Origin of the sequence: Mesorhizobium ciceri WSM4083 (genome assembly GCF_000519305.1) — a bacterium.
Classification (GTDB): domain Bacteria; phylum Pseudomonadota; class Alphaproteobacteria; order Rhizobiales; family Rhizobiaceae; genus Mesorhizobium; species Mesorhizobium ciceri_B.
Genome location: NZ_JAFG01000003.1, coordinates 335,374 through 354,028, shown reverse-complemented (window position 1 = coordinate 354,028; position 18,655 = coordinate 335,374). Strand labels below are relative to the sequence as shown.

Sequence of the window (18,655 nt, the reverse complement as noted above, 5' to 3'; positions counted from 1 at the left end):
CCTCAACATCAGGAGAAAACACATGTTCCTAGTAATGGGAATCACCGGAAAAGTTGGCGGCGCAACGGCAGAACATCTGCTGGCGCACGGCAAGCAGGTACGCGCGCTCGTCCGCGATCGCGAAAAGGCGGCCAATTGGGCGAACCAGGGCGTGGAACTGGTAGACGGCGATTGGAATGATTCGGCGGCCATCGAGCGAGCGCTCAAAGGCGTCGAAGGCGCGTTCGTCATGTTGCCCCCTGTCTGGGCGCCGTCGCCCGATTACAAAGAAGCAAAGGGCGTGATTGCAAGCTATGTCGAGGCGCTCACCAAGGCAGCGCCGCCGCGGGTGGTTGCGCTTTCGTCGATGGGTGCGAACAGAACCAGCGGGCACGGGGTGATCGCGGCCTTGTCGCTTCTGGAGCAAGGTTTTCGCGACCTGACATCGCCAATTGCATTTGTGCGCGCAGGGGGATTCTTCGAGAACTTTCTTTACGGCTTGCAGGTCGCGCAGGGCGGAACGCTACCGGTCTACTACAATCCGACAAACCGGAAATCGACCATGGTCGCAACGAACGACATCGGCGCGGAGGTGGCAACCCTTTTGACCGGGCCAGCGTGGTCAGGGCAGCGCATCGTCGAGATCGGTTCGATGGTCACCGCGGATGAAGTCGCGGAGCAGTTGGGTGAAGTCCTGAATCTCGACGTGAAAGCCTTTGCAATCCCGCGTGCGGGGTGGGCGGAAGCGTTCGAGCAATTCGGCATCCCGAAGGGTCACTCCGGACCCGCTGAAGAAATGTTTGAGGCCGTGAATGCGGGATGGATGGACCTCGGTGTGGCGGGTACGGAGCACGTAGCGGGTACGACGTCCGCACGCGACGTATTCGAGGCTGCGTCTAGTGTGAACGGGTAGGCCAAAACTGTATGGGGTTCTCCGTGATTTCGAGCTTCGTAACCCGAGATTTGGAGAACCCTTCTTCAATCGAAGAATCTCACGCCTGTCTGAGCGCGGTCAGCTTGCAGTCGGTGGTTTAGATCTGCGACGTCAGCTCGACCGGGAAATCGTCATTGTCGGCGTCGCGCATGGCGGCAAGGCTGCGATTGTCCAGCACCTCGGCGATAGCCTGCCGCACCTCCAGCATCATGTGGCGGACCTGGCAGGTCGCCTCGTCGCAATCCTCGCAGCGTTGATACTGCGTGCGGCTGGCGCAAGGGATCGGCGCCAGCGGCCCGTCAAGCACGCGCACGACATGGCCGATCTTGATTTCGGAGGCCAGCCGGGCAAGGCGGTAGCCGCCTTCCTTGCCTTTGCGGCTCTGGACGAAGCCGGCATTGCGCAACTCGCCCAGGATGGCATCGAGGAATTTCTTCGGGATGTTGTTGGCCACAGCGATGTCATTGACGAAGGCCAATTGGCCGGCCGGCAGGCCAGACAGATGCACGAGGGCCTTGAGGCCGTATTTGCCTTTTTTTGTCAGCATGCCCAGATCAACCCATAAAAGCCCCAACCACTCGCATCTGGCGACTGTTTGTGTGCAAATAATGACGTCTTCGCCCCGCGATGATGTTTCGCGAAACAGCCACCAAATCGCACTTTAGGCATAAACGCGTTGATTCTTTGTAACGTTTTGCACTGAGAACGCGGATATGCCGCTGATAACCAGGTTTTCGGCGTTCAAAAACGAAAAAAGCCGGCAGGACGCCGGCTTTCCGTCTGTTGCGCAGATATCGCTGCCTTCAGCGGCTGCCGTAGGTCTGGTCGAGAAGGCCGCCGGCGGCGAAATGCTCTTTCTGCACTTTGTCCCAGCCGCCGAAAACGTCTTCCACCGTCAGCAGCCGGATATCGGGGAAATCGGCCTTGTATTTCGCCGCGACAGCGGCGTCGCGGGCTCTGAGGCCGTTGCGGGCGGCGATGTCCTGGCCCTCGGGTGTGTAGAGGAAGTCGAGATAGGTCTTGGCCAGATCGCGCGTACCGTGCTCGTCGGCAACCTTGTCGACGATCGCGACCGGGAATTCGGCGAGCAGGCTGACCGAAGGCGTGACCTGCTCGAACTTGTCGTCGCCATACTCCTTGCGGATGCCGCGCGTCTCAGATTCGAAGGTGATCAGCACATCACCGATCTCGCGCTGCACGAAGGTGGTGGTCGCGGCGCGGCCGCCGGTGTCGAAGATCGGCACGTTGTTGAACAGCTTGGTGATGAACTCTTTCACCTTGGCGTCGTCGCCCTTGAAGGCCTCCTTGGCGTAGGCGGCGGCCGCCAGATAGGTGTAGCGCGCATTGCCTGATGTTTTCGGATTGGGGAAGATCACCTGCACGTCGTCGCGCACGAGATCGTTCCAGTCCTTGATGTGCTTGGGGTTGCCCGCGCGGACAAGGAACGAAGGCAGAGAATAGAACGGCGAGGCGTTGTCGGGGAAATCCTTCTGCCAGTCGGCCGAGACGAGGCCCTTCTTGACCAGGAAGTCGATGTCGATGACCTGGTTGAAGGTAACAACGTCGGCGCCAAGGCCCTCGGCGATGGCGCGCGCCTGCGCCGAAGTGCCGGCATGCGACTGGTCGACGGTGACGCCCGGATGCTGGGCGATGAAAGCCTTGTTGACCTGCACGAACAGCTCGCGGCCGACATCATAGGATGCGTTGAGCAGTTTGTCGGCCGACCAGGCTTGGGAGGATGCAAGGAACAGGCCGGCGACGGTGGCAAGCCCGAGGAAAAATCGTTTCATGAAAACAGGCTCCGATGCAATGCGTTTATGGTCGGACCATAGCCGGGGTGCGTGGTGTGCGACGAGGCATGGGTCCGAGGATCAATGCATCGCTTCTAGAAAACCTATCCCCGGAATAGAGGGTTCGTAGTTTTTTCTTTCAAGTGCGACTTCGCCTCGGTCGACTGATCGTTGCAATTCGTTTGACTGTTCCCAAAAAAGATACACGTTGTGTATGCAGGTGTGCTATGGGAGCGACAAGGAGCGCTGCCATGACAAAGACCACACCCGAGACCCACGCCAAGCCTGTCAATCTGCGCATTCGGGAAGATGTGCGCACGCTGATCGACCGTGCCGCGAAAATACGCGGGAAGACCCGTTCCGACTTTATGATCGATGCTGCATATCGTGCGGCCGAGGACACGCTGCTCGACCAGGCACTGATCAAGGTGGATTCCGAGAGCTACCGGCACTATCTCGACATCCTCGATGAGCCGCCAAGCGGTGAAGGTTTTGCACGCCTTATGAACGTGCCCAGGCCGTGGCAGGGATGATACTATCGGCGCCCGCGCCTCTGGCCGAAAACCACGATCTCGACCTTTTTCAAAGCGGGACGGAAAGTCTCGACCAATGGCTTCGCCTGAGGGCGCGAGCCAACCAGGTCAGCGGCGCGTCGCGTACCTATGTGGTGGCGGAAGACGCGCGCGTTGTCGGTTATTACTGCCTCTCTTCGGGCGGGCTTGATCTCGCGCAGGCACCCGGCGCCATTCGTCGCAACATGCCTGATCCCATTCCGATGGTCGTGCTCGGGCGTCTCGCCGTGGATGCGGGCTGGCAAGGCAAGGGGCTGGGCGCTGCGCTGCTGCAAGATGCCGTTTTACGGGCAGGTCACGCCGCATCGATCCTCGGGATTCGCGGCATTTTCGTTCATGCCATATCGGATGAAGCGAAAGCCTTTTATGAGCACTATGGCTTCGCGGCCTCGCCGAAAAATCCAATGACCTTGGTGCTGTCACTGAAAGCGCTGAAAGGGTAGTTGACGTCGCTCAGCCTGAAAGAGGTGACTGCCAGCAGACCGAAATTCCCCTTATAGCTAGGCAGCCGGAAACAGCTTCCAGCGCCCCGGGCGGAACGCCACCCGGCTTTTTTGCGCCGCGGGATGATCGACCGGCAATTCGATTTCGACCCGCTGACGCTCACCACCGATCTCGAGCTCGACCCGGCGCGTGCCGGCGACGCGGCGGCTGGCGGCGACCGTGCCGGCGATGCAGCCGCTGCAGCCGTCCAGCAATTCGACATCGTGCGGGCGGAAGTAGAGCGTCCCATCGCCCGAGGGCTCATTGGGCGCGGCAAGCCCGATCGGACGATCGGCGAGCCAGATCTCGCCATTCTCGACCTTGACGGGAAGCGAGCTCGATTCACCGATGAAGCCGTAGACGAAGGGCGAGTTCGGCGTGTCGTAGATGTCGTCGGCGGTGCCGACCTGCTCGATGCGACCCTGGCTCATCACCACGACGCGGTCGGCAAGCTCCAGCGCCTCTTCCTGGTCGTGGGTGACGAAGACGGTGGTGTGGCCGGTGGCGTCATGGATTTCGCGCAGCCAGCGGCGCAATTCCCGGCGCACCTGTGCGTCAAGCGCGCCGAACGGCTCGTCGAGCAGCAGCACCTTCGGTTCGATCGCCATGGCGCGCGCCAGCGCCACGCGCTGCCTCTGGCCACCGGAGAGCTGCGCCGGATAACGCTTTTCCAGCCCTGACAACTGGACGAGATCGAGAAGCTCGGAGGCGCGGCGGCGGATCTCCTGCGCCGGCGGGCGCGACGGCCCGTGCCGGACCTTCAGGCCGAAGCCGATATTGTCCGCCACCGTCATATGCCGGAACAGCGCATAGTGCTGGAAGACAAAGCCGACATTGCGATCCTGGATCGACTTGTGCGAGGCGTCCTCGTCGCCGAAGAAGATATTTCCGCGTGTCGGCCGCTCCAGTCCGGCGATGAGCCTGAGCAGCGTCGTCTTGCCGGAGCCGGACGGCCCCAGCAACGCGATCAGTTCGCCCGACTTGATATCGAGCGACACGTCGTGAAGGGCCGGAAACCGGTCAAACTCCTTGCGCACGTTGGCAACGCGAACTTCCATGCAAATCCCTCTGTCAGTGTCCGCGCGTCGCGGCGATCTCGGCGCCGTAGCGCATCTCGAGAAGTGTTTTCAAGACCAGCGTGACGAGCGCCAGGCCCGCAAGCAATGAAGCGACGGCGAAGGCGCCGACGGCGTTGTACTCGTTATAGAGGATTTCGACATGCAGCGGCATGGTGTTGGTCAGGCCGCGTATGTGGCCCGACACCACCGAGACCGCGCCGAACTCGCCCATGGCACGCGCATTGCACAGGAGCACGCCGTAGAGCAGCCCCCATTTGACGTTTGGCAAGGTCACGTACCAAAAGGTCTGCCAGCCATTGGCGCCAAGCGAAAGTGCTGCCTCCTCGTCGCCGTTGCCTTGCTCCTGCATCAACGGGATCAACTCGCGGGCGACGAAGGGGAAGGTGACGAAGACGGTGGCCAGCACGATGCCCGGCACGGCAAACAGGATAACGATGCCATGCGCTTTCAACCAGCCGCCGAGCAGCCCCTGGGCGCCGAACAAAAGCACATAGACGAGGCCCGATATGACCGGCGAGACCGAAAAAGGCAGGTCGATCAGCGTGGTCAGGAAGGCCTTTCCCTTGAACTCGAACTTGGCGATCGCCCAGGCGGCGGAGATGCCGAAGACGATGTTGAGCGGCACCGAGATCGCCGCCACCAGCAGCGTCAGCCGGATCGCCGAGCGCGTATCGGCGTCATTCAGCGATTGCGTATAGGCACCGACACCTTTTGCCAGCGCTTCATGGAAGACGATGATCAGCGGCAGGAGCAGGAATATGCCAAGGAAAGCGAAGACGATTGCCATCAGGACGGCCTGCGCCGGCCGGCTTTCGGTGACCGCCGCCGAGCGGCTCTCGTGATGCGGTGCGTAGGATTTGATCTCGGGATCAGCCATAGCGCTTGCGGCTCCATGATTGTGCGAGATTGACGATCAAAAGCATCAGGAACGACAAAAACAGCATGATCGCCGCGATCGCGGTCGCCGCCGGATAATTGTACTCCTCAAGCCGGATGACGATCAGAAGCGGCGCGATCTCGGATTTGTAGGGCAAATTGCCGGCGATGAAGATGACCGAGCCGTATTCGCCGACGCCGCGCGCGAAGGCCAGCGAAAAGCCGGTGATGATGGCCGGCGCCAGGCCCGGAAACAGGATGCGGGTAATGATCTGGAAGCGGCTGGCGCCAAGCGTGGCGGCGGCCTCCTCGACCTCCTTGTCGATCTCCTCCATGATCGGCTGCACGGTGCGCACGACAAAGGGCAGGCCGATGAAGATCAGCGCGATGACGATGCCGAGCGGCGTATAGGCGACCTTGATGCCGAGCGGCATCAGCAATTTGCCGATCCAGCCGTTCGGCGCATAGAGCGTGGTCAGCGCGATGCCGGCCACCGCCGTCGGCAGCGCGAAGGGCAGGTCGACCATGGCATCGACGATGCGGCGGCCGGGGAAGCGGTAGCGCACCAGCACCCAGGCGACGAGCGTGCCGAAGACGACGTTGACGCCAGCCGCGATGAAGGCGGTGCCGAAGCTGATTTCAAGCGCATTGATGGTGCGGCGGTCGGTTGCGATCGCCCAGAACTCGGGCCAGCCAAGGGCGGCCGAGCGCCAGATCAGTCCGGACAACGGGATGAGGATGATGAGGGTGAGGTAGGCAAGCGAGAAGCCGAGCGTCAATCCGAAACCCGGAATGACACTCGGCTGTCTGAACCGCCACCCCGCCTGCGCGGGTGCTATGGTCATATCGTCCTGATCTAGATTTAGCTCACTGGGCCGGCTTGTAGATCTGGTCGAATATACCACCGTCGCCGAAATGATAAGGCTGTGCCTTCTTCCAGCCGCCAAAAAGCGGATCGTCGATGGAGATCAGCTTGATTTCCGGTGTTTTGGGCAGATCCGCGGGAGCCACGAGTTCGGGCTTGGCCGGACGATAGTGGTTCTTGGCGATGATCGTCTGCGCTTCCTTGGAATAGAGCCAGCCCAGGTAGGCTTCGGCGACCTTGCGCGTGCCCTTGGCGTCGACATTGGCGTCGACAATCGCCACCGGCGGCTCGGCCAGGATCGATGTCGGCGGGTAGACAATGTCGAAATTGTCGGCGCCGAATTCGTCGAGCGCCAGATAGGCATCGTTTTCCCAACCGATAAGCACATCGCCGATGCCCTTTTGCGCGAAGGTCACGGTCGAGCCGCGCGCACCGGTGTCGAGCACGGGGGCATTGGCGTAGAGCTTGCCGACGAATCCCTTGTTCTTGGCCTCGTCGCCGCCGTCATTGGCGTTGGCGTAAGCCCATGCGGCGAGATAGTTCCAGCGTGCGCCGCCGGAGGTCTTGGGGTTGGGCGTGATCACCTGGACGCCGTCCTTGACGAGGTCGCTCCAGTCGTGGATGCCCTTGGGATTGCCCTTGCGCACGAGGAAGATGATGGTCGAGGTGTAAGGCGCTGAATTGTTTTCGAATTTGGTGCGCCAGTCCGGATTGATCTTCTTCGACTTCGAGACGATGGCGTTGATGTCGCCTTCGAGTGCCAGCGTCACCACGTCGGCGTCAAGGCCGTCGATCACGGCGCGGGCCTGGGCGCCCGATCCGCCATGCGATTGCTGGATGGTAACCGTCTCGCCGGTCTCGGCCTTCCAGTGGGCGACGAAAGCTTCGTCATAGGCCTTGTAGAGCTCGCGTGTCGGATCATAGGACACGTTGAGAATGGTTGTATCGGCAAACGCGAAACCGAGCGTGCCGAACTGGACAGATGTGGCGACCAGTGCGCCGAGCAGTTTCCTGAAATGAGGTTTGGTCATTTCTGCCTCCGTTGAACCCGCGCCAAATCTACCGAATTGGTAGAAATTAGATGCATTCAATGTTGCCTTTTTTGCCCCTCTGGAGAAAATGTTCGACGCTATTTCGCCGGTGGGAGAAATATTTTCCTCTTGCGGCCAAAGGAAGAATCCATGGCCCGGCCACTCAGCCTATCTAGCAAGGGGCGGTGCCGAGGCAAGGTGTGGAATTTGTCCGATGCATCAATCGGCGGTGATGGGAAAGTCGAAACGCTGTCTGGCGAACGGTTCACTTGTCAGCGTGAAGTGCCACCATTCCCGTGCATAGTTCTTGAAGCCGGCTACACGCATGACATCGACAAGCACTTTGCGGTTTGCCGCCGCTTCGCTGGAAAGGCCGCGGTGGGCGGTTTCGCTCATCGGATCGAAGCAGTCGAAGCCGGTGCCGAAATCGGGCGTGTCGGCATCGCCCGCGCCGCAGGCCGGGTTCGGGCTGGACCTGCGGTCAGTCCGGGCGACGGCGACATCGACGGTCGAGCCACGTGAATGGGTCGATAGTTCTCCGACATAGCCCTTGGCGATCAGCTCACTGCGCCTGACCTTCGGATACCATTGCGGATCGGGCGGCCCGCCCTCACGCGTCCATTCGCCCATGTCGGCGACGGCGCGGGCAGGGCGGTAGCAATCGAACACCACCAAGGTCAGGCTTTTGGCTGCGATCGCTTTCTGGACGGCGGACAGTGCCGTTGCCGCCTGCTGGGTGAGAATGCAGGCGGGTGCGTCGTAGCCATTCACCTTGCGGTGCAGAAAATTATCCGATCCGGCGTAGCGGATGTCCTGGCGGATCGAGGGGTCGACATCGGCGAGCCGGACAAAGCCTGTGGGGAGTGGGTCGGCGAAAGCGGGGAGGGTGACTGCCATGACAAGAATCGTTGCTGCCAGCGCTGAGGCTGCCGACAAGAGAGGATTGCGCGAGGGGTGCCTCGGAACAGGCATGGGTGAGTATCCTGCTATCTGCCGAGCCTCCGGAAAGCCAATTCCATGAATCTCTTGGCGCGATCTATTCGACAAACACCTTCACACTCGCCGCACGTCCCGCCGCGTCGATGACGGTCAGCGTCGAATAGCCGGCGCCGTCGGGCTGCCAGGTCGCGGTGCGGCGACGGTCGATGCCGATGAGTGGTTTGCCGTTGGCCAGCCAGCGGAACGGTGCACGGCCGCCTTGCAGCTTCAGCACCAGCGGCGAGGCGTCGACTGAATTGGTGCCGAGATCGACGCGGGCGCCGTCGGGCGGGAAGATGATGGTCGGTGCGGGTTCGCTCACCGTCGCCTGCACCAAGCCGTCAGACCCGGCGCCGAAGCGGGCGAGAGTCACCGGCAGGTCCTCGCGCCTGGGGCTGAACAGACCGGGCGGCTTGCCCGGCAAGGGGACGGTGGCCAGACCCGAGCGGACAAAACCCTCGAACAGGATGGGGGCCGCCGAGACATAGCCGGAAAGGCCGGGCACCGCGCCGGCGTCGGGGCGGCCGACCCAGACACCCAGCACGTAGCGGCCGTCGAAGCCGACCGACCAGGCGTCGCGGTATCCGTAGGACGTGCCGGTCTTGTAGGCGATGCCGCGCTGCAAGGCGCCCTCGGGCGGCTTGACGCCCGACAGTATGTCGATGATCTGCCAGTTGGCCTGACCGTCGAGGATGGTGGCGCTGGTGCGCTCGGCATTGGCAGGCTCGGTGCCGTCATGCAGCGTGTGCGTCTTGCCGCCATTGGCGAGCCCTGTGTAGAGCTGGACTAGGTCGCGTAGTGTGACGCCTACGCCGCCAAGGCCGATGGCCAGGCCCGGCGCCTCGTTGACCGGCAGTATCGGGCTGACGCCGGCCTGGCGGAAGCGGGCCATCAGCCGCGTTGGCCCGACCGCGTCGAGCACGCGGATCGCCGGCACGTTGAGCGACAGTTGCAGCGCTTGCCGGATGCTGACATCGCCCTGGTAGCCCATGTCGAAATTCTTCGGTCGGTAGCCGGAGAAATCGACAGGGCTGTCGTCGATCAGCGTCTCCTGCGCCACCAGGCCCTGTTCGAAGGCAAGACCGTAGATGAACGGCTTCAGCGTCGAGCCGGGCGAGCGGACGATCTTTGTCATGTCGATCCAGCCGGAGCGGCTGGCGTCGAAGAAATTGGCCGAGCCGACTTCACCAAGAATGTCGCCGGTGCGGGAGTCGGCCAGCACCATGGCGACCGACAGGCGAGGCCCAAGCTTGGTGGCCGCGTCCCTCGCCACCTGCTCCAGCCCTTCCTGGACGCTCTTGCGGATCGTCAGTTGCAAGGGCTGGCCGGGGATGGCCTTGGGCAACACCGCATAGGCGGCGTGTGCGGCGAGCGCCGGCAGGGTGCGGCGCAGGCCCGACACATCGTCGAGGGCGGCACGCGCGGCCTCGCGCTCGCCGAGCAGGCCCGAGGAGACCATGCGGGTCAGCACCCGGTCACGGGCGGCGTGGGCGATCTTCAAATTGCGGTCGGGGCGGCGTTTTTCCGGCAGTTGCGGCAGGGCGACGAGCAGGGCGGATTCGGAAACGGTAAGCCGCTTCGGCTCCTTGCCGAAATAGGCCAGCGAGGCGGCGCGCACGCCTTCCAGATTGCCGCCATAGGGCGCCAGCGTCAGGTAGCGTTCGAGGATCTCGCGTTTGGACAGCCGCCGTTCGATCTGGATGGCGCGCAGCATCTGCTTGATCTTGGAGCCGAGGCTGCGGCTCTCGCGCGGTTCGATCAGCCGGGCGAGCTGCATCGAAAGCGTCGAACCGCCGGAGACGATGTGGCCACTGGTGGCAAACTGGCCGGCGGCACGCGCCAGCGCCAGCACGTCGACACCCTCATGGTCCCAGAAACGCTTGTCTTCGTAGGTGACCAGCATATCGACGAATTGCTTGTCGACCTGGTCGAGCCGGGTCTCCAGCCGCCAGTATCCGTCCGGCGTGGCGAAGGCGCGCAACAATTCGCCGTCGCGATCCTGGACTTCGGTGGAGACCGTGAGTTCGGCCGGCAGCGGAGGGGGGTAGGCACGGTCGAGTTCCCAGAGGGTGGCTGCGGAGAGGGCGAGAATGCCAGTGCAGGAAGCTGCGGCGATGGCGGCGCGGCGGCGGAGTTTTCTTGAAAGCATGGCGCTGCCCCTCATTGCCCTGCCGGGCATTTCTCCCCGTGTAGTGACGGGGAGAAAGAGGCCTGCACCGAGGCTCTCGCCAATTTCCAACGTTTCAGAACAGATGCCGACGATCGCGACAGTCCCCTTCTCCCCGTCACTATACGGGGAGAAGGTGCCGGCAGGCGGATGAGGGGCAGCGCCGTCGTCCTGATCATGATCGCCACCACCGGCGCCTTACGGCGCCTTGACCTCCATCATGCCGGTGGCGGTGCGGGCCGAGTATTGCGGCCGGTACATGTCTTCCACTGTTGCCGCCGGGTGCGCATAGGTACCCGGCGTCACCGCGCGCACGACATAGGCGAACGTCAGATTGTGGTCGTGGTCGCCGTCGGCCGGGTTGAACGCCGCGACGAAACGGTCGTCGCGGAATTCGAGATGGGCCGCATCGGTCTGCGCCAGCCACGAGAAGTTCGTCAACTGGGCGCTGGACACCAGGCCGGGATTGTCGATCTCGAAGCCGGCCGGCAACAGGTCGGTGACCAGCAGGCGCGACGGCCATTTGTTCTGCTCGTTGACCTTGAGCACGACGACATAGCGTTCGTTCTGCGTCGCCTCGGTGACATTGGCCTCGGTGCCATCGAGCTTGTAGTAGGTGCGGCTGATGGTGAAGCCTTCGCCGCCTGCCGGCAAGGGCTGGACCGGCGACGCCACCGTGGTGACGACGGCCTGCAGCGGGGTCTTGCCGGTGTTGGCGATGGTCAGCGGGCTGTCGACCAGGTCAGAGCCTTCAACCTGGTTGGAATAGCCGCCGGAATGCGCCGCGCCATTGACGGTCAGCGTGATCGTATCATTGCCTTCCTTGAGTGCGCGGGCCGCCAGCAGCATCCAGGATTCGTCCTGGGTGCTGGTCCAACGGGCTTCGGCGCGTTCCCTGGTCACCAGCTTGATCAACTCCGGCACGATCGTCGGCACCGGCTTGGATTCCGCCGCAAGCGCCAGCATCGCCGCACCATCACGCAGCCGCGAACCGTAGTCGGAGCGGTAGTAGTCGTAGTCGGTGGTCGACTTGGCCAACTGCAGGGCAGTCTTGAACGTCGATTCCGCACGCGGTGTATCGCCGTAAAGCGCCAGGCTCGCAGCCAGTTGGGCAACGGCCATCGGGCTCGAGAAAGCTTCGAGTTGGGTATCCGCATAGTAGCGCAGGTCGCCGATCGAGGCCTTCTTGTTGCGGGCCAGCACGTAAAGGGCGTAGGCAATCTCGCTGCCACGGTCCTGCACGCTCTGGTCGTAGCCGAGCGAGTTCTGCAAATTGCTCAGCGCCTGGTTCATGGCCAGGCTCGGCACGTCGTATTTCTGCTCGCGCGCCCTGGTCAGGAAGTCGGTGACATAGGAATCAAGCCACAGATCGCCGGAGCCCGGACCCCACAGGCCGAAGCTGCCGCCCGAGGCCTGATAGCTCAGAACCTTGTAGATGGCGTCCTGGATGCGGCCATGGATATCGGGATCGCTGGCCATGCCGACGCCGGAAGCCAATTCATTGACGTAGAGAAGCGGCATGGCGCGGCTGGTGGTCTGCTCGGCGCAACCATAGGGGTAGCGGTCGAGCGTCATCAACAGCGACGGCACGTCGAAGGCTGCCGCCTGCGAAACGCCGACGCTGACGGAGGCGCCGTCAAGCAGGCTTGCCGCCAGCAGTTCCTTGTCGACGCGCAGTGCGCCGCCATTGCCTTTGAGGTCGACCACCAGGCGGGTGGTGACCGGCAATTGCGCCGGCCGCACCGGCACATAGAGCGTCTGCTCGACCTTGGTGCCGTCGGCATGGGCGAGCTTGATGGTGAGCGAGGCATTGCCGGCCGTCCGAGCGATCAGCGGCACGGTCAGCGTCTGGCGCTTGCCCTGGGCGAGCGTCAGCTTCTGGGGCAGGGGCTTGTCGCCGGTCGACAGGTCGCCCGTCGTTTCGATCGAGAACGCATAGTCGCCGGCCGGACCATCGGTGTCGGCGACGTCGAGGCGCATGACGGCGGCGTCGCCAGGCGCCAGGAAGCGCGGCAGGCCGGCGGTGATCACCACGGGATCGCGCACGATGACGTCGGACTGGGCATGGCCGACCGCATCCTTGGTCCAGGCGACGGCCATGACGCGCACGGTGCCGTTGAACTGCGGAATGTCGAAGTCGACCCGCGCCTTGCCGTCGGCATCGAGTTCGACGATACCGGAGAAGAAGGCGACCAGCTTTTCGGTCGGCGGGCTGCCTTGCGCCTGCATGTTGGCGCCGTCGCCGCCGGTCCTGAGCTTGCCGGTGTTGCCAAGCGAGCCGTCGATCAGGCGACCGTAGATGTCGCGGATTTCCATGCCCAGCATGCGCTGGCCGAAGAACCAGTTCTCCGGATCCGGCGCCTTGTAGTTGGTCAGATTGAGGATGCCGACATCGACGGCGGCAACCATGACATAGGCATTGCTGCCCGGCTGCACGCCGGCGACCGAAACCGGGATCGACAGCTGCTGGCGTGGCATGGTCTTGTCCGGCGGCGTCAGGGTGACCGCGAGCTTCTTCGAGCCCGGATCGACCTTCAGCCATTTCACGCCGATGGCGCGCGCCGGCATGCGCGTTTCCTGCGCCTCGCCCGGCCGGAACAGGGTTGCGGTGACATAGGCGCCGGCGCCCCAGTCGTCGCCGACCGGGATGTCGACGGTGCTGCCGCCGGCCGGCACGGATGCCGTGACGGTCTTCAACAGCTTGTCGGAGCCGATGTTGATCAGCAGTTCGCCGGCAAAGTGCGGCGAGACTTTCAGCTTGGCCACTTCGCCGGCGGCATAATTGTCCTTGTCGAGGGCGATTTCGAGGCCGTCGGGCGTTTCGGTGGTGGTCGAGGAGACATACCAGCCGGCATCGAACTCGTAGCTGGTCGCCGGTCCCTCCGGGTCGGCGGTTTCAACCTCAAGCCGATACTGGCCCCAGTCGACCGGCACGGAGACCGTTGCGTCGCCGTCGGCGCTGAGGTCGACCTGGCCGTTGGCGATCGACTTGGTGAAGTTGACCGGCTCGTAGTTCCAGGAATTGTTGGAGCGGTACCACTGGTAATTGCGTTCGACCTTGACCAGCGTCCACTGCGCGCCTTTCAGCGCCTCGCGATCGCCGTCGGGATCGACGGCGATCAGGCTGAACTTGGCGGTGCCACCCTGCGGCACTTCATTGTCGGCGAAATCCGGACGGATGCCGATCATATGGCCTTGCGGGCGGATGCCGATGTTGAGCGAGCGCTCTATGGCGCGGCCGCCGGTTTCGCGCATCCTGACCGTCACCTTGGCGTCGACCAGCTTGGTGGTCGAGGGCAGTTGGTCGACGGAGACCGGGAAGGTCACCTTGCCGTCATCGCCGACCACCGGCAGATCGGCGAGGGGGGTGACGGTGGGTTCGGCCGACTGCTCGTCGGCGAGACCGAAGGAAAAGCCCTGGAAGCGGTCCCAGTCGCGAGACGTCGACAGCGTCAGCTCGCCTTCCAGCGCCAGGCCCGCCGCCGGCGCGCCATAGAGGAAGCGGCCGTCAATGTCGATGTTGGCGGTTTCGCCCTGGGCGATTTCCTGCTTGTCGGCCTTCATGTCGAATTCAATGCGATCCGGCACGAAATCCTCGACCAGGAACATGTGGCTGGCCACCGCCGGCTGCTTGGGATCGGTGTAGATCGACACCGACCATGTGCCGCGCATGGCGTTGGGTGCGAGCGGCAGGTCGACGGCATGGCCGCCGGCAGAGGCGCCGTCGCTGACGATGCGGCGATCCTCGACGCCGTCGGGGCGCGAGAAGATGAAGGTCAACGGCAGGTTTTCGACCGCCTTGGCGGCGCCGTCGCGAGCAAGTGCTGCGACATGAACATCCTCGCCGGCGCGGTAGATACCGCGTTCGGTCCAGGCATAGACGTCCAGCGCGCCTGGCGCCGCGCGCCCGGTGACGCCGCGGTCGGACAGGTCGAAGCCGGCCCGGCCCATGTCGAGGAAGACGAAGTCATTGTCGCCCTGCTTGGCCATCAGCACGGCCGGCACCATGCCGCCGTCGCCGCGCGTCAGGCCGGGGTTGAAGACGGCATGGCCGTCGGCATCCGACGTCGCCGTGCCGAGAACCTCGTTGTTCCTGGCAACCAGCGTCAGTTCGGCGCCGGCGATCGGCTTGGCGCTGCCCAGCGAACGGGCAAAGACATTCAACCCGTCCTGGCCGGTATAGGTCGACAGGCCGATGTCGGAGACGACGAACCATTGCGTGGCCATCGAATTGTAGTCGTCGCTCTTGTCGTTGACGGCCTGGGCGGTCAGCACATAGACGCCGGGCTTGCGCTGCGGCACCGCCTCGTCGACCGGGAAGGAGGTGGTGACCTCCTTGTTGAGATCATTGGCGATGTCGAGCTGGCCTTGCCAGACCGGCGCGCCCATCTGCTCGGAAATGTTGGAGATGTCATAGCCGTCGAGCTGGTGCAGGAACTGGTAGCCGGACAGAAGCTGGGCGAGCGAACGATCGCCGATGCGATAGAGCTTCATCTCGGCGGCGTTCATGTTGACGGTGACGATCGGAATGCCACGGCGCGCGCCAGCCGGCAGCACGAAGCTGTCACCGGTGAAGCGGGCGGACGGTGCGCGGTCCTGGACATAGATCGACAGCACCACGGGAGCCGCGGTCACTTCGCCGATTGCCGCCGGCAGGCCGGCGCGGAAAGTGACGTCGTAGTGCTGGCCATGCTCCAGCCCTTCGACGCAGATCTGCTTGTCCTTGGCCTCGACGCCCTTGGGCGGTGCATTGTCGACGGTGACGAATTGCGCGTAGTCGACGCCGGTCTTGACCAGATCCTCGGAGAATTGCGCGCAGATGCGCGGCGCGCTGGTGTCGGCGTCGATGGTGTGGTCGATAACGCGGAAACCCTTGCGCGCCTTGAGATCCGCATAGTCGGCCTGGACCGCCGGCGAAGGGTTCAGGGCAAGGCTGGCCTCATAGGCCTGCAGCGCCGGCCGGTAGAGATCGCGCTTGTCGAGGCCGTTGCCGAGCAGCGCAAGCACTTCGGCGCGCGTCTTGGTGGTGCGCAGTAATTTATAGGCGTTGAATGCGGCTGAAGTGCCGTTCGTCGGCAAAGTGGAAGCTTCGGATGTGCTGGCGGCGGGCTGCACGGCCAGCGTTTCACGCGCCAGGTTGAGCCAGAGCTGGCCATCATCGGGCAGCACCGAGACCGCGGCCTCGTATTTCAGCATGGCGGAGCGGTGGTCGCCGGTCAGTACGGCCTGTTCGGCGGCGCTCAGCAAGGCAGCCATGCCTTCTGTCGGTCTGTCATAGGCCGGGCCGAGCAGCTTGTTGCGGTATTGCTGGGCCTGATCGGACATCCAGTTGGGGAAGAAGGCGAGTTCCGGCGGCGCGCCGATATCAGGGTCGCCATCGATGTTGACGATCTTGCCCGCGACCGCGCCGTTGAAGGTTTTCAACTGGTTGTAGTCGGATTTGAGGAAGCACCATTTGGCTTTTTTGTTGTAAGTGAAGGCGCGGCAGGCCGGGTCTCCCAGGCATGTCGTCTTGCACTGGTCAATTGTCACATTCTGGTCGGACCTGAGATCAAAGCCGAAATAATCGGAATTGTCAGTTGTCGCTATTCGCCGGGCCTCGGCCGCTTGCGCGGCGCTGCTCCAGGCCAGGACATTGGCCCAGGCAAAAAACAGGAGAATCAGAATCGAAAGACCACGAGCCGCGCGCATTGCCATAACACCCCTCCAGACACAGCTGACGTCCGGGCATGATCAAGCTTCAGTCAGGCTTGTCAACACGAGGACGCGGCAGGGTTCCGCCTGCCAACGGTTTCCTTTCCGGCCGATGACCGGTAGTACCTCCATAGGACAGGGGATCACGCTTTCTTGCGGCGACGCAAAAGGTGTGAATTCCAAGCCCGCCCTATTTCAGACAATTGGATTGTGGCCCCTTTACGAGCGCTTCAGAACTTCATTCCAATTTTAGTTTTGTAATCTAGGTTGTCTTAATGCCGGCGCATGAAGAGCAGATGTCAGGAGGTCGCGCGCCAGGGCGTGCGCTTCCGCGCGCCCTGCTGCTGGCCATGATGTGCTCGACCGTGCTCGTCGCCGAATCGCGCCCGGCGGCCGCTTTCGAGCTTTTCGGCATCAAGCTGTGGGGGTCGTCCAGCGACGAGGATGCCGATATCGTCGATCCCCTGCGCTACGCCGTGACCATTTCCGCCCCCGACGCCGACAAGGATCTGGTCAAGAAGCTCGAAAATGCCTCTGCGCTGAAGAGTGACGAGGAGCGTCCGGTTTCAGGCTCGCTCGGGCTGATGGCCAAGGCGCGCAGCGACCGCGAACAGCTTGTCGCCGCGCTCTATGCCGATGCCCGTTACGAAGGCGTCGTCACCGTCACCATCGACGGCAAGCCGCTCGACGATTTGCCGCCGGATGCCGAATTCAAGGGGCCGCAGCCGGTTCCCGTGGTCATCGACATTGCCACCGGGCCGAAATTCACCTTGGGCAATATCCACCTTGAGGGCGATGCGGCAGGGCTGATGAGCGCCGATTACGGCCTGATTTCAGGCGGCGATGCCGGATCCGGCGCTGTGCTCAAGGCTGAGGCCCTGATCGTGCGGGCGCTGAAGGAGGAGGGCAGACCGCTGGCCAAGGTGACCGACCGCCAGATCGTCGCCGACCATGCCACCTCGACGCTCGACGTGACGCTGACGGTCGCCGCCGGGCCGGTCGCCGGCTATGGTGACACCACGGTGGAAGGCACCGAAAAGGTCGACCGCGACTTCACCGAATACATGACCGGCCTCAAGCGCGGCCGGCAATACTCGCCGCAAGAGATCGACGACGCGCGCGACCGGCTGCTGGCGCTCGAGGTCTTCAACAGCGTGACGTTCAAGGAAGCCGACGCGCTCGATGCCGCCGGCAACATTCCCATCGGCGTCCAGGTCAGCGAGCGCAAGCCACGCTATTTCGGCGTCGGCGGTACTTTTTCCAACACCGAGGGGCTGGGCCTTGAGGGCTATTGGGGCCACCGCAATTTGTTCGGCCGGGCCGAGAAGCTGCGCATCGAGGGCAAGATCAGCGGCATTGGCAGCAACGATCTCGGCGAACTCAACTACAATGCCGGCATCATGTTCGAAAAGCCGGGCGTGATCGGACCGGCATCGAAGTTCTTCGCCGGCGTCAAGACGGTGCTCGAACATCCTGATGCCTATGACCATTTCTCGGTCAAGGGCAGCACCGGGCTGTCCTACGAACTCACCAAGAAGCAGACGGTTTCCGCCGAGGTAGCACTCGACTATTCACGCATCCACGACGCCTTCGGCAAGCACAAATACCTGATCGCCAGCATTCCGCTGCAATATGTCTACGACAACCGGGATAACCGGCTGAACTCGACCAGCGGCTTCCGGGTGCTGGCCTATGCCGAGCCGAGCTACGACATTTTGAGCGGTGCGGCGTTCCTGAAGCTGAAGGGCGAAGGGTCGGCCTATCAGTCGCTGGATTCGGCTTCGAAGTTCGTGCTGGCCGAACGTGTCGCCATCGGTTCGATCGTCGGCACCAGCCTCGAACATGTGCCGGCCGACCGGCGCTTCTATTCCGGTGGCGGCGGTTCGGTGCGCGGCTACGCCTATCAGGGCATCGGTCCGAAGGATTTCACCGGCCAGCCGATCGGCGGCCTGTCCTTCTTCGAAACCTCGGTCGAGATGCGCATCGCCATCACCGACACGATCGGCATCGTGCCGTTCGTCGACGCCGGCACCGTGTCGACCAAATCGGTTCCCGATTTCTCCGATGTCAAGGTCGGCGCCGGCGTCGGCCTGCGCTATGTCACGCCGTTCGGGCCGCTGCGCATCGATGCCGCGGTGCCGCTCAATCGCGATCCGGGTGACCCGCATTTCGGCATCTATGCCGGCATCGGACAGGCATTCTGAGCG

Annotated in this window: 13 protein-coding genes; 4 read left to right on the top strand and 9 right to left on the bottom strand. The window is 63.2% G+C overall.

Annotated elements, in window-relative coordinates:
* The first annotated feature begins 22 nt into the window (after window positions 1-22).
* Window positions 23-892, top strand: coding sequence for an NmrA family NAD(P)-binding protein (locus MESCI2_RS0101645; RefSeq protein WP_027035028.1), 870 nt, complete (start codon window positions 23-25; stop codon window positions 890-892).
* 118 nt (window positions 893-1,010) lie between these two features.
* On the opposite strand, the gene MESCI2_RS0101640 is transcribed toward MESCI2_RS0101645, so the two are convergent.
* Both MESCI2_RS0101640 and MESCI2_RS0101635 read right to left on the bottom strand, forming a co-directional pair.
* Window positions 1,011-1,460, bottom strand: a complete 450-nt coding sequence (locus MESCI2_RS0101640) for an RrF2 family transcriptional regulator (RefSeq protein ID WP_023813227.1) — start codon at window positions 1,458-1,460, stop codon at window positions 1,011-1,013.
* A gap of 256 nt (window positions 1,461-1,716) precedes the next feature.
* Entirely contained in the window at window positions 1,717-2,703 is a 987-nt protein-coding gene (locus tag MESCI2_RS0101635) for a sulfate ABC transporter substrate-binding protein (RefSeq protein ID WP_027035027.1), read from the bottom strand.
* 251 nt (window positions 2,704-2,954) lie between these two features.
* Here MESCI2_RS0101635 and MESCI2_RS0101630 point away from each other — a divergent pair, with 251 nt between their 5' ends.
* Together MESCI2_RS0101630 and MESCI2_RS0101625 are read left to right on the top strand one after the other, a co-directional pair.
* Complete coding sequence (locus MESCI2_RS0101630) at window positions 2,955-3,236, top strand: DUF1778 domain-containing protein (RefSeq protein ID WP_032900284.1); 282 nt, start codon at window positions 2,955-2,957, stop codon at window positions 3,234-3,236.
* On the top strand, window positions 3,236-3,718 hold the full coding sequence (locus tag MESCI2_RS0101625; RefSeq protein ID WP_027035025.1) for a GNAT family N-acetyltransferase: 483 nt from the start codon (window positions 3,236-3,238) through the stop codon (window positions 3,716-3,718). Before MESCI2_RS0101630 ends, MESCI2_RS0101625 begins: the two co-directional genes overlap by 1 nt.
* A gap of 57 nt (window positions 3,719-3,775) precedes the next feature.
* On the opposite strand, the gene MESCI2_RS0101620 is transcribed toward MESCI2_RS0101625, so the two are convergent.
* From MESCI2_RS0101620 to MESCI2_RS0101590, 7 genes are all read right to left on the bottom strand, one after another.
* On the bottom strand, window positions 3,776-4,816 hold the full coding sequence (locus MESCI2_RS0101620) for a sulfate/molybdate ABC transporter ATP-binding protein (RefSeq protein ID WP_027035024.1): 1,041 nt from the start codon (window positions 4,814-4,816) through the stop codon (window positions 3,776-3,778).
* Between the two features lie 13 nt (window positions 4,817-4,829).
* Window positions 4,830-5,714, bottom strand: a complete 885-nt coding sequence (gene cysW, locus MESCI2_RS0101615) for a sulfate ABC transporter permease subunit CysW (protein WP_027035023.1) — start codon at window positions 5,712-5,714, stop codon at window positions 4,830-4,832.
* Window positions 5,707-6,558: a sulfate ABC transporter permease subunit CysT gene (cysT, locus tag MESCI2_RS0101610; RefSeq protein WP_027035022.1), complete on the bottom strand. Its 852-nt coding sequence runs from the start codon at window positions 6,556-6,558 to the stop codon at window positions 5,707-5,709. The genes cysW and cysT overlap by 8 nt, the downstream gene beginning before the upstream one ends.
* 22 nt (window positions 6,559-6,580) lie before the next feature.
* Complete coding sequence (locus MESCI2_RS0101605) at window positions 6,581-7,609, bottom strand: sulfate ABC transporter substrate-binding protein (protein ID WP_027035021.1); 1,029 nt, start codon at window positions 7,607-7,609, stop codon at window positions 6,581-6,583.
* 219 nt (window positions 7,610-7,828) lie between these two features.
* Entirely contained in the window at window positions 7,829-8,506 is a 678-nt protein-coding gene (locus MESCI2_RS0101600; protein WP_032900283.1) for a M15 family metallopeptidase, read from the bottom strand.
* 139 nt (window positions 8,507-8,645) lie between these two features.
* Window positions 8,646-10,736 (bottom strand): penicillin-binding protein 1C, encoded by a 2,091-nt coding sequence (gene pbpC / locus MESCI2_RS0101595; protein ID WP_245270183.1) that lies wholly within the window; start codon window positions 10,734-10,736, stop codon window positions 8,646-8,648.
* A gap of 216 nt (window positions 10,737-10,952) precedes the next feature.
* A complete protein-coding gene (locus MESCI2_RS0101590) occupies window positions 10,953-16,451 on the bottom strand; it encodes an alpha-2-macroglobulin family protein (protein WP_027035018.1) in 5,499 nt (1,832 codons plus the stop codon).
* A 272-nt stretch (window positions 16,452-16,723) separates the two neighbouring features.
* Here MESCI2_RS0101590 and MESCI2_RS0101585 point away from each other — a divergent pair, with 272 nt between their 5' ends.
* Window positions 16,724-18,652 carry an autotransporter assembly complex protein TamA gene (locus tag MESCI2_RS0101585; protein WP_027035017.1) on the top strand — a complete coding sequence of 643 codons (1,929 nt, stop codon included), beginning with the start codon at window positions 16,724-16,726 and terminating at the stop codon, window positions 18,650-18,652.
* Window positions 18,653-18,655: the final 3 nt, after the last annotated feature.

What these genes read in the sequence shown, in the direction of transcription:
- MESCI2_RS0101585 (WP_027035017.1), top strand. Translation starts at nt 16,724, where the DNA reads ATGCCGGCGCATGAAGAGCAGATGTCAGGAGGTCGCGCGCCAGGGCGT.
- MESCI2_RS0101590 (WP_027035018.1), bottom strand. Translation starts at nt 16,451, where the DNA reads ATGGCAATGCGCGCGGCTCGTGGTCTTTCGATTCTGATTCTCCTGTTT.
- MESCI2_RS0101640 (WP_023813227.1), bottom strand. Translation starts at nt 1,460, where the DNA reads ATGCTGACAAAAAAAGGCAAATACGGCCTCAAGGCCCTCGTGCATCTG.
- cysW (WP_027035023.1), bottom strand. Translation starts at nt 5,714, where the DNA reads ATGGCTGATCCCGAGATCAAATCCTACGCACCGCATCACGAGAGCCGC.
- MESCI2_RS0101630 (WP_032900284.1), top strand. Translation starts at nt 2,955, where the DNA reads ATGACAAAGACCACACCCGAGACCCACGCCAAGCCTGTCAATCTGCGC.
- MESCI2_RS0101605 (WP_027035021.1), bottom strand. Translation starts at nt 7,609, where the DNA reads ATGACCAAACCTCATTTCAGGAAACTGCTCGGCGCACTGGTCGCCACA.
- pbpC (WP_245270183.1), bottom strand. Translation starts at nt 10,736, where the DNA reads ATGCTTTCAAGAAAACTCCGCCGCCGCGCCGCCATCGCCGCAGCTTCC.
- cysT (WP_027035022.1), bottom strand. Translation starts at nt 6,558, where the DNA reads ATGACCATAGCACCCGCGCAGGCGGGGTGGCGGTTCAGACAGCCGAGT.
- MESCI2_RS0101600 (WP_032900283.1), bottom strand. Translation starts at nt 8,506, where the DNA reads ATGGCAGTCACCCTCCCCGCTTTCGCCGACCCACTCCCCACAGGCTTT.
- MESCI2_RS0101620 (WP_027035024.1), bottom strand. Translation starts at nt 4,816, where the DNA reads ATGGAAGTTCGCGTTGCCAACGTGCGCAAGGAGTTTGACCGGTTTCCG.
- MESCI2_RS0101635 (WP_027035027.1), bottom strand. Translation starts at nt 2,703, where the DNA reads ATGAAACGATTTTTCCTCGGGCTTGCCACCGTCGCCGGCCTGTTCCTT.
- MESCI2_RS0101645 (WP_027035028.1), top strand. Translation starts at nt 23, where the DNA reads ATGTTCCTAGTAATGGGAATCACCGGAAAAGTTGGCGGCGCAACGGCA.